Source organism: Marmoricola sp. Leaf446, from assembly GCF_001424755.1.
Taxonomy (GTDB): Bacteria; Actinomycetota; Actinomycetes; order Propionibacteriales; family Nocardioidaceae; genus Marmoricola.
The window spans coordinates 1,042,903-1,066,435 of the sequence record NZ_LMRF01000001.1 but is presented as its reverse complement, the minus strand read 5'-3'; the positions used below and the strand labels follow the sequence as shown (position 1 = coordinate 1,066,435).

Annotated in this window: 23 protein-coding genes and 1 riboswitch; of the genes, 5 read left to right on the top strand and 18 right to left on the bottom strand. The window is 75.5% G+C overall.

Going from position 1 to position 23,533, the window contains the following annotated elements; genetic code table 11:
• Nucleotides 1-5: 5 nt before the first annotated feature.
• From ASG49_RS04960 to ASG49_RS04935, 6 genes are read right to left on the bottom strand one after another with little or no spacing between them, the layout of a single operon-like run.
• On the bottom strand, nucleotides 6-533 hold the full coding sequence (locus ASG49_RS04960) for a bifunctional adenosylcobinamide kinase/adenosylcobinamide-phosphate guanylyltransferase (RefSeq protein WP_056537812.1): 528 nt from the start codon (nucleotides 531-533) through the stop codon (nucleotides 6-8).
• Nucleotides 530-1,273: a cobalt-precorrin-6A reductase gene (locus ASG49_RS04955; RefSeq protein ID WP_056537808.1), complete on the bottom strand. Its 744-nt coding sequence runs from the start codon at nucleotides 1,271-1,273 to the stop codon at nucleotides 530-532. The genes ASG49_RS04960 and ASG49_RS04955 overlap by 4 nt, the downstream gene beginning before the upstream one ends.
• Nucleotides 1,270-2,802 (bottom strand): cobyric acid synthase, encoded by a 1,533-nt coding sequence (locus ASG49_RS04950; protein WP_056537805.1) that lies wholly within the window; start codon nucleotides 2,800-2,802, stop codon nucleotides 1,270-1,272. Before ASG49_RS04950 ends, ASG49_RS04955 begins: the two co-directional genes overlap by 4 nt.
• A gap of 8 nt (nucleotides 2,803-2,810) precedes the next feature.
• Nucleotides 2,811-3,152 (bottom strand): hypothetical protein, encoded by a 342-nt coding sequence (locus tag ASG49_RS04945; protein ID WP_235561905.1) that lies wholly within the window; start codon nucleotides 3,150-3,152, stop codon nucleotides 2,811-2,813.
• Nucleotides 3,149-4,003, bottom strand: coding sequence for a precorrin-6A synthase (deacetylating) (gene cobF / locus ASG49_RS04940; RefSeq protein WP_235561904.1), 855 nt, complete (start codon nucleotides 4,001-4,003; stop codon nucleotides 3,149-3,151). The genes ASG49_RS04945 and cobF overlap by 4 nt, the downstream gene beginning before the upstream one ends.
• A complete protein-coding gene (locus tag ASG49_RS04935) occupies nucleotides 4,000-7,626 on the bottom strand; it encodes a cobaltochelatase subunit CobN (RefSeq protein WP_056537799.1) in 3,627 nt (1,208 codons plus the stop codon). Before ASG49_RS04935 ends, cobF begins: the two co-directional genes overlap by 4 nt.
• Nucleotides 7,627-7,656: 30 nt before the next feature.
• Nucleotides 7,657-7,798: riboswitch (cobalamin riboswitch) on the bottom strand.
• Between the two features lie 32 nt (nucleotides 7,799-7,830).
• On the opposite strand from ASG49_RS04935, the gene ASG49_RS04930 reads away from it, so the two are divergent.
• The gene (locus tag ASG49_RS04930; RefSeq protein WP_056537795.1) at nucleotides 7,831-8,952 is read left to right on the top strand and encodes a galactokinase family protein; all 1,122 of its coding nucleotides are present in this window, start codon (nucleotides 7,831-7,833) and stop codon (nucleotides 8,950-8,952) included.
• Here the strand turns inward: ASG49_RS04930 and ASG49_RS04925 are convergent.
• Both ASG49_RS04925 and ASG49_RS04920 read right to left on the bottom strand, forming a co-directional pair.
• Nucleotides 8,921-9,958, bottom strand: coding sequence for an NAD(P)-dependent alcohol dehydrogenase (locus ASG49_RS04925; protein ID WP_235561903.1), 1,038 nt, complete (start codon nucleotides 9,956-9,958; stop codon nucleotides 8,921-8,923). The two genes, ASG49_RS04930 and ASG49_RS04925, sit on opposite strands and share 32 nt — an antisense overlap.
• A 120-nt stretch (nucleotides 9,959-10,078) precedes the next feature.
• Nucleotides 10,079-10,384 carry a DUF4333 domain-containing protein gene (locus ASG49_RS04920; RefSeq protein ID WP_082533786.1) on the bottom strand — a complete coding sequence of 102 codons (306 nt, stop codon included), beginning with the start codon at nucleotides 10,382-10,384 and terminating at the stop codon, nucleotides 10,079-10,081.
• Between the two features lie 139 nt (nucleotides 10,385-10,523).
• Here ASG49_RS04920 and ASG49_RS04915 point away from each other — a divergent pair, with 139 nt between their 5' ends.
• Nucleotides 10,524-11,054, top strand: coding sequence for a hypothetical protein (locus ASG49_RS04915; protein ID WP_156384189.1), 531 nt, complete (start codon nucleotides 10,524-10,526; stop codon nucleotides 11,052-11,054).
• Nucleotides 11,055-11,087: 33 nt separating this feature from the next.
• Here ASG49_RS04915 and ASG49_RS04910 read toward each other — a convergent pair whose 3' ends face one another.
• The 10 genes from ASG49_RS04910 to ASG49_RS04865 form a co-directional block, all read right to left on the bottom strand.
• The gene (locus ASG49_RS04910; protein WP_235561902.1) at nucleotides 11,088-11,801 is read right to left on the bottom strand and encodes an FAD-binding oxidoreductase; all 714 of its coding nucleotides are present in this window, start codon (nucleotides 11,799-11,801) and stop codon (nucleotides 11,088-11,090) included.
• A gap of 4 nt (nucleotides 11,802-11,805) precedes the next feature.
• Nucleotides 11,806-12,420 (bottom strand): sulfite oxidase-like oxidoreductase, encoded by a 615-nt coding sequence (locus ASG49_RS04905; protein ID WP_056537786.1) that lies wholly within the window; start codon nucleotides 12,418-12,420, stop codon nucleotides 11,806-11,808.
• Between the two features lie 137 nt (nucleotides 12,421-12,557).
• Entirely contained in the window at nucleotides 12,558-13,664 is a 1,107-nt protein-coding gene (locus tag ASG49_RS04900) for a zinc-binding dehydrogenase (RefSeq protein WP_056537782.1), read from the bottom strand.
• Complete coding sequence (locus ASG49_RS04895; protein WP_082533785.1) at nucleotides 13,661-14,671, bottom strand: Gfo/Idh/MocA family protein; 1,011 nt, start codon at nucleotides 14,669-14,671, stop codon at nucleotides 13,661-13,663. The genes ASG49_RS04900 and ASG49_RS04895 overlap by 4 nt, the downstream gene beginning before the upstream one ends.
• Nucleotides 14,668-15,804, bottom strand: a complete 1,137-nt coding sequence (locus ASG49_RS04890) for a glycosyltransferase (RefSeq protein ID WP_200936199.1) — start codon at nucleotides 15,802-15,804, stop codon at nucleotides 14,668-14,670. The genes ASG49_RS04895 and ASG49_RS04890 overlap by 4 nt, the downstream gene beginning before the upstream one ends.
• The gene (locus ASG49_RS04885; protein WP_056537780.1) at nucleotides 15,801-16,775 is read right to left on the bottom strand and encodes a glucosyl-3-phosphoglycerate synthase; all 975 of its coding nucleotides are present in this window, start codon (nucleotides 16,773-16,775) and stop codon (nucleotides 15,801-15,803) included. Before ASG49_RS04885 ends, ASG49_RS04890 begins: the two co-directional genes overlap by 4 nt.
• A 151-nt stretch (nucleotides 16,776-16,926) precedes the next feature.
• Complete coding sequence (locus ASG49_RS04880) at nucleotides 16,927-17,346, bottom strand: DUF1810 domain-containing protein (RefSeq protein ID WP_056537776.1); 420 nt, start codon at nucleotides 17,344-17,346, stop codon at nucleotides 16,927-16,929.
• Entirely contained in the window at nucleotides 17,343-18,599 is a 1,257-nt protein-coding gene (locus ASG49_RS04875) for an NAD(P)/FAD-dependent oxidoreductase (RefSeq protein WP_056537773.1), read from the bottom strand. The genes ASG49_RS04880 and ASG49_RS04875 overlap by 4 nt, the downstream gene beginning before the upstream one ends.
• 42 nt (nucleotides 18,600-18,641) lie before the next feature.
• Nucleotides 18,642-19,016, bottom strand: coding sequence for a hypothetical protein (locus tag ASG49_RS04870; RefSeq protein ID WP_056537770.1), 375 nt, complete (start codon nucleotides 19,014-19,016; stop codon nucleotides 18,642-18,644).
• Nucleotides 19,017-19,026: 10 nt separating this feature from the next.
• Complete coding sequence (locus ASG49_RS04865) at nucleotides 19,027-19,635, bottom strand: DUF998 domain-containing protein (RefSeq protein WP_162244494.1); 609 nt, start codon at nucleotides 19,633-19,635, stop codon at nucleotides 19,027-19,029.
• A gap of 136 nt (nucleotides 19,636-19,771) precedes the next feature.
• On the opposite strand from ASG49_RS04865, the gene ASG49_RS04860 reads away from it, so the two are divergent.
• From ASG49_RS04860 to ASG49_RS18160, 3 genes are all read left to right on the top strand, one after another.
• Nucleotides 19,772-20,797, top strand: a complete 1,026-nt coding sequence (locus ASG49_RS04860) for an extracellular solute-binding protein (RefSeq protein WP_056537764.1) — start codon at nucleotides 19,772-19,774, stop codon at nucleotides 20,795-20,797.
• Between the two features lie 18 nt (nucleotides 20,798-20,815).
• Nucleotides 20,816-22,483 carry an iron ABC transporter permease gene (locus ASG49_RS04855; RefSeq protein WP_056537761.1) on the top strand — a complete coding sequence of 556 codons (1,668 nt, stop codon included), beginning with the start codon at nucleotides 20,816-20,818 and terminating at the stop codon, nucleotides 22,481-22,483.
• The coding region (locus ASG49_RS18160; protein WP_082533916.1) for an ABC transporter ATP-binding protein at nucleotides 22,480-23,533 on the top strand (1,054 nt) is incomplete at its 3' end. The genes ASG49_RS04855 and ASG49_RS18160, both read left to right, overlap by 4 nt.

The window sequence follows — 23,533 nt, the reverse complement described above, 5'->3', positions numbered from 1 at the left end:
CGGCCTCAGAGCACCAGCACCCGACCGGCCACGACGAGGTGGACCTCGTCGCACGCGGCGCCGAGGGTCTGGTTGACGGTGCCGAGGAGGTCGCGGAAGAGACGACCGGACCGGTGGGAGGGCACCACGCCGAGGCCGACCTCGTTGGTCACCAGCACGACTGGCCCGTCGGCCGCCGCCAGCGCCGCGACGGCGACGGTCAGGCGGGCCGACACCAGGGCGTGCACGTCGGCCGACGGCTGCTCCCACGCCTGCGCCTCGTCGAGCACGGCGGTCAGCCAGGTGCCGAGGCAGTCGACGAGCACGGCGCCCCCGACGGCCAGCGCGGCGCCGAGGTCGCGCGACTCCAGCGTGGTCCAGGACGCCGGGCGGCGCTCGCGGTGGGCGGCGACGCGGTCGGCCCAGTCGGGGTCGGTGTCCTCGTCGGTCGTCGGGCCGGGGGCGACGTACGTCACCGCGGGCGCGCCGGACAGCAGCTCCTCCGCGTGGCGCGACTTGCCCGAGCGCACCCCACCGGTCACCAGCACCTTCACGAGCGGACCCCTGACGTCGACAGCACCCAGGCCACAGCCTCGTCCACCGCTGCGACGGACGTGACGCCCGGGGGCGGCGGCGGACGGCGTACGACGACCACGGGAACGCCCAGCCGGGCCGCGGCGTCGAGCTTGGGGTGGGTGTGCGACCCGCCCGAGTCCTTGGTGACCAGCACGTCGGCGGCGTGGGAGCGCAGCAGCGCCAGCTCGCCGTCGAGCTCGTAGGGACCGCGGTCGCGCAGCAGCGTCCACGTCTCCGGGAGCGCCACCGACGGCTCGTCGACCACCCGCACCAGGGCCGCCGCCGACCCCAGCGGGCCGGTGAACGACCCCAGCGACTGCCGCCCCACGGTCAGGAACGGCCGCCTCCCCAGCGACGCCGTCACCCGGGCCGCCTCGTCGTGGGAGCCGACCAGGTGCCAGCCGGGCGTCGGCTCCCAGCCGGGCCGGGCCAGCCGCAGCAGCGGCACCCCGACCTCGGCGCAGGCCTGCGCCGCGTGTTCGGAGATGGTGGCCGCGAAGGGGTGGGTCGCGTCGACCACGACCGTCGGCGCGGTGGCGCGCAGGTGCGCGACCAGGCCGGCGGTCCCCCCGAACCCGCCGATCCGCACCTCCCCCACCGGCAGCCGAGGCCGTACGACGCGCCCCGCCAACGACGACAGCACCGCGACGTCCGCGTCGACGAGGGCCGCCGCCAGCGCGCGGGCCTCGCCGGTGCCCCCGAGCAGCAGCACGCTCACCGCGACGCCCCCGGCTCGAGCAGCCGCAGCCCCGCCGGCGGGCCGTCGAGCGCCAGCGCCAGCAGCGCGCCGACGTCGAGGTGCTCCTCGACCAGGTCGCCGAGCAGGTCGAGCCGCCGCTCCCGGCTGGCCGGGAAGCTGACCGTCGACGGGGCTCGCGCACCGCCCAGCGCCCGCGCCACCTCGCCGAGGAACGCCTGCCGGAACGCGTCGCCCTCCAGGCTGCCGTGCCACATCGTGCCGAACACCGCGCCCTCCCGCGCCCCGCCCAGGAACTCCTCGGCCGCGCCGCGGGTGATCCGGCCGTGGTGGATCTCGTAGCCCTGCGTGGACGCCCCCAGGGCCGACCCCGCGGGCAGGCGCAGCACCTTGTCGGCCGCGAAGTCGGTGCGCACGTCGAGCAGGCCCAGCCCCTCGACCGACGCACCCGCGGTGCCCTCGACCCCGGTCGGGTCGGCGACGGTGCGCCCCAGCATCTGGAACCCGCCGCAGATGCCGAGCACCGGTCGACCCGCCGCCGCGTGGGCGAGCACCGCGCGGTCCAGGCCGCGCGAGCGCAGCCAGGCCAGGTCGCTGATCGTCGCCCGGGTGCCCGGCAAGACCACGAGGTCGGCGTCCGCGACGTCGCGGGGATCGCTGGCGAAGACGACGTCGAGGTCGACCTCGAGCCCGAGGGCGTCGACGTCGGTGAAGTTGCTGATCCGCGGCAGCCGCACGACCACCACCTTCAGAGCCGCCTCCGACCCGGCCCGCCGCCCCTCGAGGTCGAGCGCGTCCTCGGAGTCCAGCCACAGGTCGGGGTCCCACGGCAGCACGCCGTGCACCGGGCGCCCGGTCAGCTCCTCGAGCTGGCGCAGCCCGGGCTCGAGCAGGCTGCGGTCGCCGCGGAACTTGTTGACCACGAACCCCGACACCAGTCGCTGGTCGGCCGGCTCCAGCAGCGCGACGGTGCCGAGCATGGCCGCGAAGACTCCCCCGCGGTCGATGTCGCCGACCACGACGGCCGCCATCCCGGCGTGCTGCGCCAGGCCCAGGTTGACGTAGTCGCTGGCCCGCAGGTTGATCTCCGCCGGGCTGCCCGCCCCCTCGGCGACGACGACCTCGAAGCGCGAGGCCAGGTCGTCGAAGGCGTCGTACGCCGCGCGCGCCAGGTGGCGCCGACCGTCGACGAAGTCGCGCGAGGACACCTCGCCCGCCGGCTGGCCCATCACCACGACGTGGCTGCGCATCTCGCCTCCGGGCTTGAGCAGCACGGGGTTCATCGCCGCCTCGGGCTCGGCCCGCGCGGCCAGCGCCTGCACCCACTGGGCCCGGCCGATCTCGGCGCCGTCGCGGGTGACCATCGAGTTGTTGGACATGTTCTGCGCCTTGAACGGCGCCACCCGCAGCCCCCGCCGCACCAGCGCCCGGCACAGCCCGGTCGTGACGACGCTCTTGCCGGCGTCGGAGGTCGTGCCCGCGACCAGCAGCGCCCCGGCGCGGCCCCCGCCGGACGGCCCTCCCCCGTCGGTCGAGCCCGTCGAGACCACGGCCCTCCTCACCGCCCCCGGCGGTTCTGCCCGAACCGGTGCGGCTCCAGCTCGCGCGGCAGCTCGCCGCCCTCACCGACCCAGCCGACCACCCGCTCGGTCGCCGTCGGGTCGAGCACGCCGCCGAGCCAGGTGTCCACCGGCCGCCGGCCGCCGGTGAAGTCACGCACCAGCACCACGTTGCTGCGGTCACACTGGTCGAGGCAGTCGACCACCCGCACCCGGACGCCGGCGACGCCGTCCATCGCCAGCAGCGCGTCGCGCTGGCCGTCGTGGTCGGTGCGGGGGTGCTTGTCCGTGCCGCAGCAGCAGTCGCGGCACAGCATCACGTCGCGGTCGGGCCGGGTCACGGCGCCACCTCCGGGTCGTCGGTCGAGCCCGTCGACACCCGTCGCAGCAGGAACACGTCCATCACCCAGCCGGCCGCCTCACGCGCCCGCTCCCGCGCGGCGTCGATCTCGCCGCGGACGTCACCGACCCGGCCCGACACCAGCTCCTCGTGCGGGGTGCCGAGGTCGGCGCCCCACCAGATCCACCAGTCGTCGAGGCCGGCCAGCTCCAGCGAGCGGTTGAGCATCACCACGACGTTGTCCTGGCCCGACGCGACCGCCTCGGCGAGCCGGCGCCCGGTCGTGACGTGCATCGGCTGGCCCACCTCGTGGAGCACGATGGCGTGCCGGGCGGCGAGCAGCTGGATGCTGGAGATCCCGGGCACCACCTCGATCGCCAGCGGCACCCGCCCCCGGTCGCGGACCTGCTCCAGCACCCGGATGGTCGAGTCGTAGAACGCCGGGTCGCCCCACACCAAGAACCCCGCGTCGCCCTCGTGGTCGAGCAGCGCCTGCTCGAAGGCGGCGGCGCGGGCCTCGTGCCAGGAGGCCACGACCTCGGCGTACTCCTGGTCGGTGGCGGTGCGGTCGGGCCGGCGCTCGCGCACCGGGTCGTCCACGCGCACCACGCGCGCCGCGCCGTCCAGGTGACGCTCGAGCAGCCGCTCGCGGGCCGCCACCAGCGGGTCGTCGTGGCCGGCCCCGGACTTGTCGGAGACGACGAAGAAGTCGACCTCGCGCATCGCCCGGACCGCCTCGAGCGTCACCTGGTCGGGGTCGCCCGGCCCGACCCCGATCAGCCGGACCCGGCGCACCCCACCGGCGCCGGGTCGTGAGGGTGAGAGGGCGCTGGAGCGCCCCGTGGCACTCACGACTCCCGGTCCTCCAGGTCGCCCTCGAGGTCGAGGTAGACCTGCTGCATCTGCGCCAGCAGGTCGGCGTCGGGCGACTCCCACAGGCCGCGGTCGACGGCCTCGTGGAGCTTCTCCACGATGCCGCGCAGCGCCCAGGGGTTCGACTGCTTCATGAACGCCTGGTTGGTCTCGTCCAGGACGTACTCCTGCGCCAGCGCGGCGTACATCCAGTCGTGGACCACGCCGGTGGTGGCGTCGAAGCCGAACAGGTAGTCCACCGTGGCGGCGAGCTCGAACGCGCCCTTGTAGCCGTGGCGCTGCATCGCGCCGATCCAGCGCGGGTTGACCACGCGCGCCCGGAAGACCCGGTTGGTCTCCTCCTGGAGGGTGCGGGTGCGCACCGCGTCGGGCGTGGTCGAGTCGCCGACGTAGGCCTCGGGCGAGCTGCCGGTGAGCGCGCGGACGGTGGCGACCATGCCGCCGTGGTACTGGAAGTAGTCGTCGGAGTCGGCGATGTCGTGCTCGCGGGTGTCGATGTTCTTGGCCGCGACCTTGATGCGCCGGTAGTTGGTGCGCATGTCGTCGGCGGCCGCCGCCCCGTCGAGGTCGCGACCGTAGGCGAACCCGCCCCAGGCCGTGTAGACCTCGGCCAGGTCCTGGTCGTCGCGCCAGCTGCCGTTCTCGACGACCTGCAGGATGCCGGCGCCGTAGGACCCCGGCTTGGAGCCGAAGATCCGCGTCGTCGCGCGCCGCTGGTCGCCGTGCTCGGCGAGGTCGGCGCGGGCGTGGGCGGCCACGAAGTTCTGGTCCGCCGGCTCCTCCAGGGCGGCCACGAGCCGAACCGCGTCGTCGAGCATCGCCACCACGTGCGGGAAGGCGTCGCGGAAGAAGCCGGAGATCCGCACCGTCACGTCGATGCGGGGGCGTCCGAGCTCGTCGAGGGGCACGACGCGCAGCTCGTTGACGCGCCGCGAGGCCTCGTCCCACTCCGGGCGTACGCCGAGCAGGGCCAGCACCTCGGCGACGTCGTCACCGGAGGTGCGCATCGCGCTGGTGCCCCACACCGAGAGGCCGACCGACTCGGGGTAGCCGCCGGTGTCGTCGAGGTAGCGCTGCACCAGCGACTCGGCCATCGCCTGCCCGGTGCCCCAGGCCAGCCTGGAGGGCACCGCGCGCGGGTCGACGGTGTAGAAGTTGCGGCCGGTCGGCAGCACGTTGACCAGCCCGCGCAGCGGCGAGCCCGAGGGCCCGGCGTGGACGAAGCCGCCGTCGAGGGCGTGCAGCACGGCGTCCAGCTCGTCGGTCGTACGCCGCAGCCGCGGCACCACCTGCGTGGCGGCGAAGGACAGCACGTCCTGGACCAGCGGGTCGTCGTGCAGCCCCGCCACCGCCGCGGGCGACCAGTCGGCGTCCGCGAGCCGCTGCACCAGGTCGCGCGCCTGGGCCTCGATCTCGTCGACGGCGGTGACCGCCTCGGCGCCCTCCTTGAGGCCGAGCGCGGAGCGCAGCCCCGGGACCGCCTTGGAGTCGCCGCCGAAGACCTGCGAGGCCCGCAGCATCGCGAGCACGAGGTTGACCTCGGCCCCGGCCTCGGGCGCCTGGCCGAGCACGTGCAGCCCGTCGCGGATCTGGGCGTCCTTGATCTCGCACAGCCAGCCGTCGACGTGGAGGATGAAGTCGTCGAACTCCTCGTCGTCGGGCCGCTCGTCCAGGCCGAGGTCGCGGTGCATCTCGGCGGCGTGCATCAGCTGCCAGATCTCGCCGCGGACGGCCGGCAGCTTGGCCGGGTCCATCGCGGCGATGTTGGCGTGCTCGTCGAGCAGCTGCTCGAGACGCGCGATGTCGCCGTAGGACTCCGCGCGCGCCATCGGCGGGATCAGGTGGTCGACGATGGTGGCGTGGGCGCGGCGCTTGGCCTGCGCGCCCTCCCCCGGGTCGTTGACCAGGAAGGGGTAGATCAGCGGCAGGTTGCCGATCGCGGCGTCGGTGGCGCAGGCGGCCGAGAGCGCGGCGTTCTTGCCGGGCAGCCACTCCATCGAGCCGTGCTTGCCGAGGTGGACCACGGCGTCGGCGCCGAACCCGCCCGCCTCCGGGCGCGCCGCCAGCCAGCGGTAGGCCGCGAGGTAGTGGTGGGAGGGCGCCAGGTCGGGGTCGTGGTAGATCGCGACGGGGTTCTCGCCGAACCCGCGCGGCGGCTGGATCAGCAGCACCACGTTGCCGGCCGTGATGGTGGCCAGCACGATCTCGCCGGCGTCGTTGACGAACAGCCGACCCGGCGCGGGGCCCCACGCCTCGACCATGCCGGACTTGAGGCCGGCGTCGAGGTCGGCGGTCCAGGCGGCGTACTGCTCGGGCGTGATGCGGACGTGGGCGTCGGTGAGCTGCGCGTTGGTCAGCCACTCCTCGTCCTGCCCGCCGGCCGCGATGAGCGCGTGGATCAGCGCGTCGCCGGCCTCGGTGTCGTCCTCGAGGTCGAGCCCCGGGATCGCCCCCGGGCCGCCGAGGTCGTAGCCCGCGTCGCGCATCCGGCGCAGCAGCCGGATCGTGGAGACGGGGGTGTCGAGGCCGACGGCGTTGCCGACGCGGGAGTGCTTGGTGGGGTACGCCGACAGCATCAGCGCCACCTTCCGCTCGGGCGCGGGGACGTGGCGCAGCCGGGCGTGGGCGACCGCGATGCCGGCCACCCGGGCGGCCCGCTCGGGGTCGGCGACGTAGCGCGGCAGGCCGTCCTCGTCGATCTCCTTGAACGAGAACGGCGCGGTGATGATGCGGCCGTCGAACTCGGGGATCGCCACCTGGGTGGCGGAGTCGAGCGGGCTGACGCCGTCGTCGCTGGCCTCCCACTCGGCGCGGCTGCTGGTCAGGCACAGGCCCTGCAGGATCGGGATGTCGAGCGCGGCCATCCGCTCCACGTCCCACGCCTCGTCGTCGCCGCCGGCGCTGGCGGTCGCGGGCTTGCTGCCGCCGGCCGCGAGCACGGTCACGACCAGGGCGTCGAGGCTGCCGAGCGCGGCGTACAGCTCGTCGGGGGCGGTGCGCAGCGAGGAGGAGAAGATCGGCACGCCGACCGCCTGGCCGGTCGCGTCGACCGCGTCGGCCAGCGCGTGCGCGAACGCGGTGTTGCCCGAGACCTCGTGGGCCCGGTAGTAGAGGATGCCGACCCGCGGCAGGTCGCGCGCGCCCTCGCCGGTCGAGCCCGTCGAGACCCGCTCGGCGACCCCCCACGCCGCCACCTCGGCGGGCGCCTCGAAGCCCTCGCCGGTGAGCAGCACGGTGTCGGAGAGGAAGGCGTGGAGCTGGGCGAGGTTCGCCGGGCCGCCCTCGGCGAGGTAGCGGTGGGCCTCGGCGGCCACGCCCATCGGCACGGTGGAGAGCTCCATCAGCTCCGCGCTGGGCTGCTGCTCGCCGCCCAGCACCAGCATCGGCATGCCGGTGGCGCGGATGCGCGCGAAGCCCGAGCACAGGTCGGTCGGCGAGCCGAGGATGCGCCCGACGACGAGGTCGGCGCCCTCGATCACCTCGGCCATCGACTGGTGGCCGGGCCGGGAGGGGTTGGCCCAGACGTAGTCGGCCCCCGAGGCCCGCGCGGAGAGCAGGTCGGTGTCGGAGGTGGAGAGCAGCGCGATGCGCGGAGAGGTCACGTGGACGGTCCTCCTCGGGGTTCTCGCCCCGGTGGTCGGAAGTCCCGTGGCCAGTGTCTGGCTGGACCGCCCGACTCTTGTCGGGTCGGCCTCACAGTGGCGGAACCGCCCCGGAGTCACACCGGGTTCCTGGGTCCACGAGACGCGTGGGGCCACCCTAAGGGACGCCACCGCCGGCTGGCGCCGCCTCCTAGGGTGGGGCCCGTGACCGCCGGGGCCAGTGCGACCGCCGCCGCCCCCGGACGGGTCAACCTGATCGGCGAGCACCTCGACTACCTGGGCGGTCGCTGCCTGTCCCTGGCCCTGGAGCGGCGTACGACGGCCACGGTGACCCTGCGCGGGGACGACCGGGTCCTGGTGCGCAGCGGTCGACGGACCTGGCAGGGGTCGGTCACCGACCTGGTGCCCGGCGCGGTCCCCGGCTGGCCGGCGTACGCCGCGGGCGTGCTGTGGGCGCTCGGCGTGCGCCGCGGGGTCGACGTCGCGATCAGCAGCGACCTGCCGAGCGGTGCCGGGCTGTCGAGCTCGGCGGCCCTGTCGAGCGCGGTCGCGCTGGCGCTCGACGCGGCGCTCGACCTCGGGCTGTCACGCGGCGAGCTGGCGGAGGTCGCCTACCGCGCCGAGTCGGAGATGGTCGGCGCCCCGACCGGTCGGCTCGACCAGCTGGTCTCCCTGGCCGCCGAGCCGGGCCGGGCGCTGCTGGTGGACTTCGCGGGCGAGCGACCGACCTGGGAGGTGCTCCCCTGCCGGCCCGACGGGTCGGGGCTCGCGCTGCTGGTCGTCGACACGCGGGTTCGCCACGACATGCGGGTGGGCGGCTACGGGGAGCGGCGCGCCGAGTGCGAGGCGGCGGCCCGGCGGCTCGGCGTACGGCTGCTCGCGGACGCGGCGGCGCTGCCCGACCTCGCGGACCGCCTCGCGGGCCTGCCCGACCTGCTGGCCCGGCGTGCCCGGTTCGTGACCGAGGAGGTCGCGCGGGTCGGCGCCGTGGCCGCCGCCCTGCACGCGGGCGACTGGGACGCGCTCGGGCCGCTGCTCGACGCCGGCCACGCCGGGGCACGGGACGACCTGCAGATCTCCTGCCCCGAGCTCGACCTGGCGGTGGCGACCGTGCGGGGCGCCGGGGCGACCGCGGCCCGGATGACGGGCGGCGGGTTCGGCGGCTCGGCGGTCGCGCTCGTGCCGCCGGCGTCGGTCGAGCGCGTGACGCGGGCGGTCGGCGCGGCGTTCGAGGAGCGCGGCTGGACCGCGCCCCAGGTCTTCGCCACCGCGGCGGGCCGCGGCGCGGAGGTGCTCAGGCGGGGCCGGGCCGCACCACCGGCTTGATGGTGCCGGGGTCGGTGCGGGCCGCCGACAGCGCCTCGGCCACCTGGTCGAGGCCGTAGCGGCCGGTCACCAGCCGGTCGAGCTCGACCTGCCCCGAGGCGGCGAGGGCGATGGCGGTGGGCCAGGTGTCGGCGTACCGGAAGACGCCGGTCACCCAGAGCTCGCGCTCCTGGATCAGCGACAGCGGCAGCGCCACGTCGGACCCGCCCATGCCCACCAGCACCACCCGGGCGGCCGGGGCGAGGGCGGGCAGCGCGGCGAGCAGCGCCGGGCCGTGGCCGGAGCACTCGACCAGCACGTCGGGGAGGAACCCGTCGGGCAGCGCCTCCTCGGGCGCGCTCACCGTGGCCGTCGCTCCCAGCTCGCCGGCCACGGCGAGGCGATCGGGGTTGACGTCGGTGACCACGACGTCGGCCGCGCCCTGGGCGCGCGCCACCTGCACGACGAGCAGCCCGACCGGGCCGGCGCCGGTGACCAGCACGCGCGACCCCGCGGTCACGCCCGCCTTGCGGCACGCCCAGACGGCCACCGAGAGCGGCTCGAGCAGCGCGGCGGCGTCGTCGCTCACGTTGTCCGGCACCGGGTGGGCGAACAGCTCGTGGACCGCGACGACCTCGGCGAAGGAGCCGTCGACCGGCGGGGTGGCGTGGAAGCTCATCGCCTCGCACAGGTTGTAGCGGCCGGCGAGGCACTGCGGGCAGGCGAGGTCCGGCTCACCGGGCTCGATCGAGACCCGCTGGCCCACGTGGCGCCGCGTGACCTCGGACCCGACCGCGACCACGACGCCGGACGCCTCGTGCCCCAGCACCAGCGGCTGCTCGACGACGTAGCTGCCGATCCGACCGTGCTCGTAGTAGTGCACGTCCGACCCGCACACGCCCACCGAGGCCACCCGCACCAGCACCTGGTGGGGTCCGGGCTCCGGCACCGGGCGGTCCTCGACGACGAGGTCGCCGGTCCCGCGCAGCACGCTCGCGCGCATCGTCCTCCCGAGCTGGATGTCCACTCCCCTGCCTCCCGACCACGTGACCGGCGTCACGTCTCGCGGCCAGTCTCGGCCGGAGCGGGCCGTACGCCGAGCCCGGGGACCTCGCCCCGGCTGCCCGGTCGGTGACCGGGTGGGCGGCTACGTCTTCGGGATCTCGCTGGCGTCGAAGTCGATGTCGATGCCGCGGCCGCCGCCCGAGCCCTGCGAGGTCACCTCGAGCGGGTAGTCCTCGCCACCGACGGTGACCTGGCAGGTGGTGGAGTCGTCGTCGGCCTCCAGCCCCTCGGGGCACGACACCTCCTCGACGTCCCACCCGCGCAGCCTTAGGGTGCTCTCCACCGCGCCGGCGACGTCGCTGCCCATGCTGCCCGCCGAGCAGCCGACCCCGAGGAGCATCGCTGCGGCCACGCCGCCGGCCGCGAGCACGCGCCGTGCCTCAGTCATGGTGTGCCTGGGTGGGCAGCTGCACGTGTCTCTCCCTGCGATCGGCGAGCTGCGACGAATGTAGGGCGGCGGGGCTAGTGTCCGGGCCGTGATGGAGAGCTCCGCCAGGCGGGAACCCGACACGCACACCGTCTCGCCCGTGCGCCAGGGCGTCACGCTGGTCGTGGCGGTCGTGTTCGGCGCGGCCGCGGTGTGGCGCCTGGTGGGTCACCTCCGCGGCACCGTGACGTCCTCGGCGCCGGACGTCGTCGGCACCGTCCTCCTCACGCTGCTGGCCGTCGTCCTGGTCGGCGGCGCCGTGCTGCTGCGCCTCAACCGCTACACCGTGGACGACGACCGGGTCACCCAGCAGGTCGGCGGCCACCACCGGACCCTGCCGCTGGAGCCGGAAACCGAGATCCGGCTGCGGCGCGAGCTCCGCGGCGCCGAGGGCGCCCACCCGGTGTGGACGCTGCGGATGTCGCGCCCCGGCGAGGCCCCGATCATGATCGACCAGGTCGGCGCACCCGACTTCGAGTCGGTCCTCGCCCACGTGGCCGAGGCAGGCGCCCGTCACCCCGAGCTGCTCGCCGACGACACCCTGGCGGCGGTCCTCGACGACCCCACGCTCCTCGACGCCTCGGCCGCCGAGGTCGCGGTCGCCGTGGACGACGTACGCCGCTCCCGCTGACCGGCTCGTCACGTCGCGTGGTGCTGCTGGGACCTAGCCCGTCGGCCCGAACCGCTCGACCCGGATCGCGTCGGGGGGCAGGCCGCACTCCTGCAGCAGCGTCTCGGCGTACGACGCGAACCGGGCCGACCCGCACACGAAGGCCACGTCGACGCCGGCGAGCAGCGGCGTGACCTCCTCGGCCGTCGGCGCACCCGCACGACGTCCGTCGACGTTCGCCCGGGTCCAGGCGATGCTCGCGCCGGCGGCGGCCAGCTCCTCGGCGTACGGCAGGTGGCCGGGGGCACGCCCGACCGCGACCACGCGCAGCAGGTCGGTGCGCCCGAGCCGGAGGGCGGCGCGCTGCATGCTGACGGCCGGGACGACGCCGGTGCCGCCGACCAGGCACAGCGCGGGGGTGGTGGTGTCCCAGGCGAACCAGCGCCCGAGCGGGCCGCGCACCTCGAGCACGTCGCCGACCTCGAGCACCTCGGCGAGGAACTCCGAGACCTCGCCGTCGGGCAGCTTCTCGACCAGCAGCTCGAGCAGCGGGTCGTCGGGGTCCGAGGCGAGGCTGTAGGACCGCTGCGCGGTGTAGCCGTCGGGCGCGCGCAGCCGCACCAGGTGGTGCTGGCCCGGCCGGTGCCGCTGCCGCTCGTCGGGCTCGAGCCGGAGCCGCACCGTGTCGGCCGTCGGCCGGTCGACCTCGACGACCCGCGCCTCGGTCCAGGCGGTGGGCCGGGCCGTCACCTCGTCGATCGCGCTCACGGGCTCAGTCGCCCTGGTAGCGCTGCTCGACCCACGGGTCGCCGCGGTCGTGGTAGCCGTTGCGCTCCCAGAACCCCTGCTGGTCGTGGTCGAGCAGCTCGATGCGGGAGACCCACTTGGCCGACTTCCAGAAGTACAGGTGCGGCACCAGCAGCCGTGCCGGTCCGCCGTGCTCGCGGCTCAGCGGCTGCCCGTCGGCCTCCCACGCCACCCACGCCCTGCCGCCGCGCAGGTCGGCGAGCGGCAGGTTGGTGGTGTAGCCGCTGCTGGAGTGCACCAGCGCGTACGCCGCCTCCGGTCGCGGGCCGGCCTGCTCCAGCAGCACGTCGACGCTCACGCCGCGCCAGGTCATGTCGAACTTCGACCAGGTGGTGACGCAGTGGATGTCTCCGGCGTACGTCGACCGCGGCAGCGCCAGCAGCTCGTCCCACGACCAGGTGCTCGGCCGCTCCACCAGCCCGTCGACGCCCAGCTCGAACTGCTCGGTCCTGACGGTCGGGGTGGCCTCGGCCGTCAGGGTCGGCCAGCCGTCGCCGACGTCGTACTGCCCCGGCGGCAGCCGGTCGCCCTGCTGCCCCCGCCGCTTGCCCGTGAAGCCGCGGGTGACCCGGCCCGTCACGGGGCCGACCTGTCGTGGGGAGGGGTGGCTGCGCACATGGGGCCATCCTCCCAAAGGAGGTCTGCGCCGTCCTGTCGACTCTCCCACCCGAGCGCGACGGCGGGGTGGGAGGGCGGGGCGTCGTGGTCCCCACCGCGTCACTCCCCCACCGTGAACACCGCCGTCAGCACGTGCCGTTCCCTGGCCCCGACGGCAACCATGAGGCCGGCGGCCTCCTCGAGGTCGACCACGTCCGTGATCAGGTGTCCGCGGATGTCGCTCGCCCGCGACCGCAGCAACCGCACGGTCTCCCGCGAGAGCCGGGCGCGGTCCCAGAAGGGCGCAGCGCCCCGCGGCACGCGGCCGATCTGGGCGCAGACGAGGCGCAGGCCGTTGTGGTGGAACTCCGTGCCGAGCCGCACGTCGTCGGCGCCGCCGGTGTAGAACGCCAGGTCGACGACCGTGCCCTGGGGACGCAGCACCCGGAGCGCCGTGCCGAGGGCGAAGGACCGGCCGCGGCACTGGAACACGACATCAGCGCCGTGGTCGCCGGGGCCGTGGCGCCAGCGGGTCTTCAAGGTCCGGGCGGGGTCGTCGGTGGAGGACGCGTCCTCGACGTCGTGCAGCGTCCCGAGGCCCAACGCCGAGGCCACCGCGAGCCGGCGCTCGTCGGGGTCGACCACCACGACCTCCGCCGCGCCGTGCTCGGCGGCCAGCAGCGCGGTGAACAGACCGATCACGCCGGCGCCGACCACCACCACCAGCCGCCCGCGCACGCCGTCGCCGAGATCGGTCGTGCCCGGGCCCACGACGTCGGCAGCCGCATGGAGCAGCCCGTTGACGCAGATCGGGCCCATGTGGGCGACGTACACGCCCAGCAGCGGGTCGAGGTCCGAGGGCAGCGGCACGACGTGCTCGCGGACGGGGTCGCTGACGTGCGCGGTCGCGTGGCCGTACGGCGTGGCCACCATGTGGCCCACCGAGAAGGCCGGCGTGCGCGACTCCGCGACGCGGGCGACCTCCATGTAGCCCAGCCGGGTCACCGGGTACGCCGCGTCGTGGCCCGCCGCGAACAACCCGAGCTCGGGGTCGAAGGTCGACTCCAGTGCCGGGTGCTCGCCCTTGACGAAGGCCAGCTCGGTGCCGGCCGACAGCCCGGTGGCGACCGTCTCCAGCAGCAGGCCACCCTCGGGCACGTCGGGCAGCTCCTCGGTGACCAGCTCCAGCTGGCCGGGCGCGGAGAGCACCAGGTTGCGCCGCTTCACCGGGTCACCCCCGCCGGCGCGAGCACGTCGTCGAGCCGCACCGGCGCGCCCGTGCGGGCCGACTCGGCGACCGACCAGGCGACGGCGTGGCTGCGCAGCGCGTCGGCGTACGGCGCACTGGCGGCCTCCCGCTCGCCGCGCACCACCTCGACGAACTCGCGGTCGACCACCAGCTTGGGGTCCTCGGTCGGGGTACGCCCGGTGCGGCCGTCCGCGTCCACGAACGCCGCCCCGGTCTCGTCGATCTCGGTCACCAGGCCACGGCTGAAGAGGTGCAGCGCGGCGCGGTGCTTGGCGTCGAGCAGCGAGGTCGCGGTCAGCGAGGCGACCACGCCGCTGGCGAACCGCAACGTCGCCACGGTGGCGTCGTCGACGTCGCCTCGGTCGCCCTCGAAGTCGCGCACCGGCTGGCTCTCCGGGACCCGCACACCGGCGGCGTACACCTCGGTCACCTCGCCCAGCAGCAGCCGGGCGAGGTCGACGACGTGGGTCAGCTGCTCGACCACCTGGCCGCCGGAGCGGTCGGTGTGGGCCCACCAGCCGACGGGCGGGCGCTTGTCGAGCCAGTAGCCCGCGGCGAGGTACGCCGGAGCGACGGCCAGCCGCGCGCGCACCTCGGGCAGCACGTCGGAGCAGCGCCAGTGGTAGCCCGTCGCCGTCGCGAGTCCCTCCTCGGCGACCAGCCCGGCGAGCTCGCGGGCGACAGCGAGGTCGGCGCCGACCGGCTTCTCCACGAACATCGGCAGCCCCCGGGCGATCACCGCCCGCTCGGGGTCGCCGTGGGCGAACGGCGGCACGCAGACGTACGCCGCGTCGAGCGGCCCGGCCTCCAGCGCCTCCTCGACGTCCGAGAACGCCCGCGCGCCGGCGAGGTCGGCCAGCGCGTCGGCGCTGGCCCGCACCGGGTCGGCCACCGCCACCACCTCGACGCCGTCCAGCGCGGACAGCACCTCGACGTGGCGTCGGGCCACTCCCCCGGCTCCCAGCATGGCCACGCGCACGGTCATCGGTTCTCCTTCAGCAGCAGGTCGTAGAGGTCGAGGTAGCTCGCCGCCATCGCGGCGGGCGTCCAGGGCGCCGCCGCGGCGCGGCAGTCGTCGGGGTCGATGCGGTCCAGCAGGCCCAGGGCGCGGACGAGCCCGTCCTCGTCGTCGTGGAGGTAGCCGGTGACGCCGTGCTCGACCAATGACGGCAGCACGCCCTGGGGCGTCGCGACGACCGGGACGCCGCGGAAGAGCGCCTCCACCACACCGGTCGCGCCGGGCTCGGGCCAGCGGTTGGGCGCGAGCAGCGCCCGGGCGGTCCGCAGCAGCCGCTCCTTCTCGCCGCCTGCCACGCCACCCACCCAGCGCACCGCGTCGCCGTCGACGAGCGGGGCGACCTCGTCGCGCCAGTAGACCGCGTCGGGGTGGCCGTCGAGGCTGCCGTCCGCGAGCCGTCGCTCCAGCTCGTCGGGGTCGCCGATCCCGGCGACCGGCCCGGCGAGCACCAGGGGCACGCCCGCGGCGCGGGCGATGCGGGCGGCGGTGTCCTGGCCCTTGTCGCGTGTGATCCGGGCGAGCACGAGCACGTGGTCGCCGGTCTCGGTCGGGCCGTCGTACGGCTCGGGGAGGGGGGCGGCCAGCGGCACGACCCCCAGGGTCTGCTCCTGCAGGCGGCGCGGCGCCCGGTCGAGCTGGGACTGCGAGACGGCGGCGAACCGCACCCGGCCGCGGCCGTCGAAGGTCTCGTAGAAGTCGGGGTGCTTGCGCAGGTCCCAGTGCAGCGTCTGCAGCACTGGCGGGGCGCTCGTGCCCATCGCGCCGAGGACCGCTGGGCCGACCACCTCGAGGTGGTCGTGCACCAGGTCGACCTCGAGGTCGCGCAGCGCCGTGGTGACGGCGTGCATGTAGGCGTGGGTGATGCCCGAGACCCGGTTGTACGGCGCCGCCACCTGCGCGAACCGACCCTCGGGCAGCCCGAACACGTGGCCGTCGGCCTCGAGGGTGCTCGTGCCGACGGTGGCGAGCACGACGCGTACGCCGGCCCGGCGCAGCTCGGGCACCAGGGTCGCCACCACCGTCTCGATGCCGCCGTAGCCCGTCGGCGGCACCGGGAGCCAGGGCCCCGCGTTGACCAGGACGCTGCGCACCTGGCTCACGCCGGCGCCCGGGTCCGGCGCTGGTAGGCCGCGACCGTGGCCATGGGCGGCCGCTCGCCCACCGACACGTCGGTCGTGACGGGCCGGAACCCCTCGCCGTCGCGCACGAACTGCGTCAGCAGCGGCGACACCTCCTCGGCCAGCACGATCCGGCCGTGCCGCTCCAGGCGGGACAGCAGCGCGAGGTGGACCTGCGCCCCCATCCGGCCCAGCGCGTCGATGTCGGAGTTGCGGTGCCGCCGTACGCCGAGGTCGACCTGCGCCATCGCACCGAGACCGTCGCGCTCGACGACGTCGACCAGCATCGCGATCTCGACGCCGTAGCCCGCGACGAACGGGATCTGCTCCAGCAGCCCGCGTCGGGCGGCGTACTCCCCGGCCAGCGGCTGCACCACACCCGCGAGCACCGGCCAGTGCAGGTTGAGCAGCGGCCGGGCGACCAGCTCGGTGACCCTCCCGCCACCGGCGGGGAGCACGACGTCGCCGGAGTGCAGCGGCCGGTCGTAGAACGCCTTGACGAAGTCCACGCCCGGGTCGGTCAGGAGGGGTCCGAGCAGGCCGACGACGAACTGGGGGTCGAAGTCGCGCAGGTCGGCGTCGACGTAGGCGACCACGTCGCCGGTCGTCACGTGCAGCGCCTTCCACAGCGCCTCGCCCTTGCCGGTCCGGTCGCCCAGCTCGGGCAGCACGTCGGCCTGGTGGTGGACCACCGCCCCGGCTCGCCGCGCCACCGCAGTGGTGTCGTCGGCGCTGTGGGAATCGAGGACCACGATCTCGTCGACGAGTGGGACCGCATCCACCAGCGCCTCGCGGATGGCGGTGACGATGAGCCCGACGGTGGCGGCCTCGTCCCGGGCCGGCAGCACCACGCTCACGCGGGTGCCTGCCTTCTCCCGGGCCAGCTGTGCTGCGGTCCACGAGTCCGAGCGGTAGGACCGTCTGGCGGTCCATCGACGTACGTCTTCCCTCATCCCACAGCCCTCCCAGGTCTGACCGGTGCGAAGACGTACCCGTACGCGCAGACCGCAAGCCCCACCCCGCACCTCCTGCAGGCGTCCGGCAGAAGAACACCCGGGGCGGGTGTGGCGGGTGGGGCTGAGGTGCGGATGGGACTCGTCCGGCCTAACCCAGGCGGGCGTCGGTGGCGGCGTCGGGACCGTCGGAGTAGCGCTCCAGGACCTGCGCGAACAGCGGCTCCTCGGGGTCGGCCCGCACGAACAGCGTCATCGAGGAGCGCAGCTTGACCGCGTCGATGCCGCCGAGCACGCCCGTGGCGGTCGCGTCGGGCGGGAGGGCGAGCAGCGCCTCGCAGCACTCCCGCAGCCGTGGGCCGAGCACCGGGTGGGCGAGGTAGGCGCGGGCCTCGGCGAGGTCGGCGACGGCGTACCGCTGCGCCATCTCGCTGTGCCCCAGCCCCGACACCTGCGGCAGCACGAACCACATCCAGTGGCTCGTCTTGCGGCCGGCGCGCAGCTCGGCCAGCGCCCGGTCGTAGGTGCCGCCCTCGTCCTGCGCGGCGACGAACCGCTCGAGGTCACTCACGAGCCGGAGCCGGAGCCGGCGCTCGTGGCCTGGGCGAGCGTCGCGCCCTCGGCCATCAGCTCGCCGCCGCGCTCGTAGTCCTCGTCGCGCTCGTGGGTGAGCACGCCGACCAGCCGGCCGGCCGCGTCGGCGTACCAGACCGTGAACGCGCCGTCACCGTGGTCGACGGTCTCGGCGTGGTCGTAGCCGTCGCCCCAGGCGGAGTACTTCAGGGTGTGCTCGCCGATGTCGCTCCAGAAGCCGGGCACCTCCGACCACTCCTCCGGCGAGTCCGAGGACCCCTCGCCCGAGCCGTACGCCGCGGCGTTGCGGCCGGCGGTCCGGCCCATCGCCTCCGCGTCGTACCAGTGCTCGACCGACAGCGCCCGGCCCGCGACCGGGTGCTGCGACTTGGCGACGTCGCCCGCCGCCCAGACCCGCTCGTCGGAGGACTGCATCGACGCCTCGACGAGCACCCGGTCGTCCTCGGTCGTCAGCGACGAGTCCAGCAGCCCGGTCGACGGAGCGACCCCGACGGCCACGAGCACGAGGTCGGCCTCGACCTCGGAGTCGTCGTCGAGCCGCACCGTCGCGGGGGCGCCGATCGAGGTCACCTCGCGCTCCGTGCGCAGCTCCACCCCGGCGTCGCGCAGCCACCCCGCGATCCGCTCCCCCGCCCAGTCGCCGAGCCGCGCCGCCTGGGGCGCGGGCTCCGGGGTCACCAGCGTGGTGCGCACCCCGCGCCCGGCCAGCGAGGCCGCCGCCTCGCACCCGATGAAGCCCGAGCCGACCACCACGGCCGAGGAGGCCGAGCCGAGCGCCTCGACCAGCTGCTTGCCGTGCTCGAGCGTGCGCAGCGGGAACACCCGGGCACCGGCCTCGACGCCGTCGAGCTCGACCGGGGACGCGCCGGTCGCCACCACGAGCCGCTCGTAGGACAGCGACCCGCCGTCGTCGGTGCTGACCCGGCGGCTGCCGGTGTCGACGCCGGTGACGCGGGTGCCGAGCCGCAGGTCGACCTGCTCGAACGCGGCGAGGTCCTCGTCGTCCTCGAGCACGGGCGTCGGCTCGGGGGCCTCCTCGCCGGCGAGGACCGACTTCGACAGCGGCGGGCGCTGGTAGGGCTCGTCGCGGTCGGCGGAGAGCAGCACGACGGGGCCGGCCCCACCGGCGCGGACGTAGGCGGTGGCGGCGTGGACGCCGGCGGGGCCGCTGCCGAGGACGAGCAGGCCGGCGGACTCGGGAGACGAGGAAGAGGAGGGGGTGGAGGTCATGTCCGCCACGTACCCCCTTTGACCGGCGAACCCCCGGCGCACCTACCCCCGCGTGAAGGTCAGCACGGCCCCGACGATCCCGGGGAGCAGCCCCAGCGCGAGCCACGGGGAGATCGGCGACCTCCGGTGGATCAGCATCCCGCAGGCCACGGCGAGCACCCCGATCAGCGAGGCGATCACGTTGGCGCCGATCCGGGCGTCGAGCCGGTCGGCGTCGGAGAAGTAGGCGATGAACACCGCGCCGACGGACAGGTGCAGGATCGTGGAGACGGCCAGGATCGAGATCACCCAGGTCTGCACCCGCGTCAGCGACTCCATCGACCCCTGCGACCGCTGGTGGTGGGCGTGCAGGTCGGCGGGGTCGAGCAGGTGCCGCGACCGCTTGGGCGCGACGGGGCGGGACGACGGGTCGCTCATGGGGTGACGCTCACGCCCCCATCGTCCCACGCACCCCCGCTCGCGCCGGTCGGGCCCGTCGCGACCCCACCGCCGCCAGCGCGAAGATCACCGGCCACAGCGCGAGCCGCTCCAGCGCCCCGGCGCCCGGCGCTCCGAGCACGAACCCGAGGGCGGCGAGCGCGGTCACCGCGCCGGTGGCCAGCACGGCCCCGGCGAGCAGGCGGTGCCGGCGTCGCAGCCGGACCCCGAGCAGGCACAGCGCGAGCGGCTGCGCGACGAACAGCGGCGCGGCGACGAGGAAGTGGAGCCCGGGGTCCTGGTCGACCGGCGCCAGGCCGACCGCCGCCGAGCTGAGCCCGGCCACGACCAGGAGCACCGTCACGACGCGTCCCAGTCGCGGGGCGAGCAGTCCCGCCCCGAGCGCGAGCAGCAGCCCGGTGCCGACGAAGGTGGCGTTCATCAGGTCGTGCCACGGCGAGCAGGACCGGGGGTCGCAGGTCAGGGCGCCCAGGTCGCTCACGGTGTCGCGGCCCAGCCGGTAGTCGCCCGTCGTGGCGGCGGCCACGACCAGCTCCAGCACGACGTACGCCGGCCGCACCAGCCACAGCGCCGCACCCCAGGCCAGTCGTCGCTCCACACCGGTGAGCATCCCCCACCGGCGGTGGTGCCCCCGGCCAGGCGCGGCCGTCCACGGGGAGGGGTACGCCGCTGCGAGCGAGGTAAGCCTTGCCTTACCCTGGGGCCCCGCCCCTCCCCGTCGACGAGGAACCCGCATGCGCACCCGACTCCTGGCCCTGTTCGCCGCTGCCCCCGTGCTCCTGACGACCGCCGGGTGCGGGGTGTTCTCCTCCGGGGGCGGCGAGGACGCGGACCTGCAGGTCTACTCGGCCCGGCACTACGACCTGGAGAAGGCGTTCGCCGACTTCACCGAGGAGACCGGCACCACCGTGGAGTTCCTCTACGGCGACGACGCCGAGCTGCTGCAGCGCCTCGAGGCCGAGGGCGAGGACTCCCCCGCCGACCTGTTCGTGACCGTCGACGCCGGCATGCTGTGGAAGGCGGGCGAGGACGGCGTCCTCGCGCCGCTGGACTCCCCCGTCCTCGAGCAGGCCGTGCCCGAGGACCTGCGCGACCCGGAGGGCCGTTGGGCCGGCCTGGCGATGCGCGCGCGCACGCTGATGTACGACCCCGACCAGGTCGACCCGGCCGACTTCGACCCCGTCGACAGCTACGCCGGGCTGGGCGACCCGAAGTGGAAGGGCCGGCTGTGCATGCGCGACGAGACCTCGTCCTACGTGCAGTCGCTCGTGGCCAGCCTGATCGACCTCCAGGGCCGCGACAAGGCGCTGCGGACCGTGGAGGGCTGGGTCGCCAACGACGTCCAGATCATGAGCAACGACGTCGAGCTGCTCGAGACCATCGACGCCGGTGGGTGCGAGGTCGGCATCACCAACCACTACTACCTCGCCCGGCTGATGGAGGAGGACCCCGACTTCGGGGTGAAGCCCTACTGGGCCAGCCAGGAGGGCGAGGGCACCCACGTCAACATCTCCGGCGCCGGCGTGGTCGAGGGCTCCGACGCCCCGGCGGCGGCACGCGAGCTGATGGAGTGGCTGGCCACCGACGGGCAGAGCGACTTCGTCGACGGCAACCACGAGTTCCCGGTCAACCCCGAGGTCGAGCCCGAGGAGCTGATCGCCGGGTTCGGCGAGTTCGACCGGATGCCGGTCGACGCGGCGGCGTACGGCTCGCGCAACGCCGAGGCGGTCGAGCTGCTCGACGAGGCGGGCTACCGGTGACCCCGGGCGCGCCGCGTCGTGGCTGAGCTGCTCGCGGACCCCGCTCCCGCCCCCGTACGCCGGAGCCGGCCGGCCGGCTCCGGGAGGCCGCTGTGGTCGCTGGCGGTGGTCGTCCTGGCCGCGCTCGTCGCCAGCCCGGTCGTGGCCGTCACCGTCCAGGCGCTGGCCCAGGGCCGGGTCGACCTGCCGGGCGGGATCGGCGCGATGGTGCTCACCACCGTCGGCCTGCTGCTCGGCGTCGGCCTCGGCACCGCGGTGCTCGGCACCGGCCTGGCGTGGCTGGTCGCGGCCCACGAGTTCCCGGGTCGCCGGGTGCTCGAGGTGCTGCTCGTGCTGCCGCTGGCGATGCCGGGCTACGTGCTCGGCTTCGTGTTCCTGTCCACCTTCGACTTCGCCGGTCCGGTGCAGTCCACGCTGCGCGCGGTGCTCGGCGAGGCGGCGCCGGCGCTGCCCGTGCGCTCGCTCGGCGGCGCGGTCGTCGTGCTCACCCTCACGCTCTACCCCTACGTCTACCTGACCGTCCGCGCCGCGTGCGCCGAGCTGGCCCCGGCCGCGGCGGACGCCGCCCGCACGCTCGGCGCCTCCCCCGGCCGCGCCTTCCGCGAGGTGCTGCTGCCCCTGGCCCGGCCCTCGCTGGCGGCCGGCCTGGCGCTGGTGATGATGGAGACGCTGACCGACTTCGCCACCGTGCAGTACTTCGGCGTCCGCACCGTCTCGGTCGGCGTCTACCTGACCTGGAAGGGCAGCTTCGACATCGGCTCGGCCGTCGCGGTCGCCGTGCTCGTGCTGCTCTTCGCGGTGGCGGTCCTGGCCCTGGAGCGCGGCCTGCGGGGCCGGGCGCGGTTCGCCCAGCGCGGCGGGGCCGGGCGCGGTCTCGCGCGGCGCCGGCTGACCGGGCGTCGGGGGTGGGCCGCCACCGCCGCCGCGGGCGCGGTCGTCGCGGCCGCCTTCGTGTTGCCGGTCGCGCGGCTGGTCGCCTGGGCGCTGGAGGCGGCGCGGGTCGACGGCACGCTCGCCGACGAGCGGTTCGGCGATCACCTGGCCAACAGCGCCACCCTGGCCGCGCTGGCCGCCGTCGCGTGCGTGCTGGTCGCGCTGGTGATGAGCCACGCCGAGCGGCTCGGCGGCGGCCGGGTCGTCGGCGGGGCGGCGCGGCTCACGATGGTCGGGTACGCCGTGCCGGGCGCCGTCATCGGCATCGGCGTCCTCGCGGGCTTCGCCTGGCTCGACGACCTGCTGGAGGCCGTGGGCGTCGACGGCGGGACCGGCCTGCTCGTCACCGGGTCGGTGCTCGGCATCCTGGTCTCCTACGTCGTGCGGTTCACCGGCCCGGCGTACCAGGCCCTCGACGCGAGCTTCTCCCACGTCCCGCCCTCGCTGACCGCCTCGGCGCTCACCCTGGGGGCGGGACCGACGCGGGTGCTGCGACGCGTGCACCTGCCCCTGGTGCGCTCCGGCGTGGCGGTGGCCGCCACCCTGGTGCTCGTGGACGCGGTCAAGGAGCTCCCGCTGGTGCTGCTGCTGCGGCCCTTCGGCTTCACCACCCTGTCGGTGTGGGTCTTCGAGCTCGCCTCGGAGAGCTTCTGGGAGCGCGCGGCCCTGCCCGCCCTGCTGATCGTGGCGCTCTCGGTCGTCCCGGTCGCGCTGCTGCTGCGCCACGGGCACGCCGGCGGTGGTCGACGGTGACCGCGGGTCACGCCGGCCCGGCGCGGAGCGACGCCGCGCTCTCGCTGCGCGGGGTCCGCAAGGCCTACGGCGCGGTCGAGGCCGTGCGGGGGCTCGACCTCGACGTCGCGCCCGGCGAGGTGGTGACCGTGGTCGGCCCCTCGGGCTGCGGCAAGTCCACGCTGCTGCGGCTGGTCGCCGGCCTGGAGCACTCCGACGCGGGCGTGGTCGGCGTCGGGGGCGAGGTCGTCGACGACGGCCACCGGCACCGGCCGCCGGAGCGCCGCCGGGTCGGCATGGTCTTCCAGGACCACGCCCTGTTCCCCCACCTCGACGTCGACCGCAACGTCGCCTTCGGGCTCGACGGGCTCCCCCGCGCCGCCCGGGCGGCGCGGGTGGCCGAGTCGCTGGAGCTGGTCGGCCTGCCCCACCTGGGCTCCCGCCTGCCGCACGAGCTCTCCGGCGGCGAGCAGCAGCGCGTCGCCCTGGCCCGGGCACTGGCGCCCCGGCCCTCGGTGGTGCTGCTCGACGAGCCCTTCTCCAGCCTCGACGAGAACCTCCGAGCGCGGGTCCGTGCCGAGACCCTGGCCGCGCTGCGGCGCTCGCGCAGCGCGGCGCTGCTGGTCACCCACGACCAGACCGAGGCGCTGGCCCTCGGCGACCGCGTCGCCGTGGTGCACGCCGGCCGGGCGCTGCAGGTCGGAGCGCCGGAGGAGGTCTACGAGCGGCCCGTGAGCCGCTTCGTGGCGACCTTCCTGGGCGAGGCCACGTTCGTGCCGGCCACCGTCGTGGACGGCCAGGTCCGCTGCGAGCTGGGCCCGCTGCCCCTCGACCCGCCCGCCGGCGCCGGCGACGGCCTCGAGGTGATGCTGCGCCCGCACGAGCTGCGCCTCGCGGCCACGACGGGCCTCCTCGGCGCCCCGGGCCACGTCACGTCGGTGGAGTACGTCGGCGCGCGCACCACCCACGAGGTGGTGCTGCGCTCGGGACGCACCGTGAGCGTGTGGACCTCAGGACGCGAGCGTCACCCGGTCGGCGCCGCCGTGACGGTCACGCTCGCCCCGGACGCCG

Excerpts from the sequence above, each read along its gene's own strand:
- ASG49_RS04860 (WP_056537764.1), top strand. The coding sequence starts at position 19,772 with ATGCGCACCCGACTCCTGGCCCTGTTCGCCGCTGCCCCCGTGCTCCTG.
- ASG49_RS04885 (WP_056537780.1), bottom strand. The coding sequence starts at position 16,775 with ATGAGGGAAGACGTACGTCGATGGACCGCCAGACGGTCCTACCGCTCG.
- ASG49_RS04895 (WP_082533785.1), bottom strand. The coding sequence starts at position 14,671 with ATGACCGTGCGCGTGGCCATGCTGGGAGCCGGGGGAGTGGCCCGACGC.
- ASG49_RS04920 (WP_082533786.1), bottom strand. The coding sequence starts at position 10,384 with ATGACTGAGGCACGGCGCGTGCTCGCGGCCGGCGGCGTGGCCGCAGCG.
- ASG49_RS04870 (WP_056537770.1), bottom strand. The coding sequence starts at position 19,016 with ATGAGCGACCCGTCGTCCCGCCCCGTCGCGCCCAAGCGGTCGCGGCAC.
- ASG49_RS04875 (WP_056537773.1), bottom strand. The coding sequence starts at position 18,599 with ATGACCTCCACCCCCTCCTCTTCCTCGTCTCCCGAGTCCGCCGGCCTG.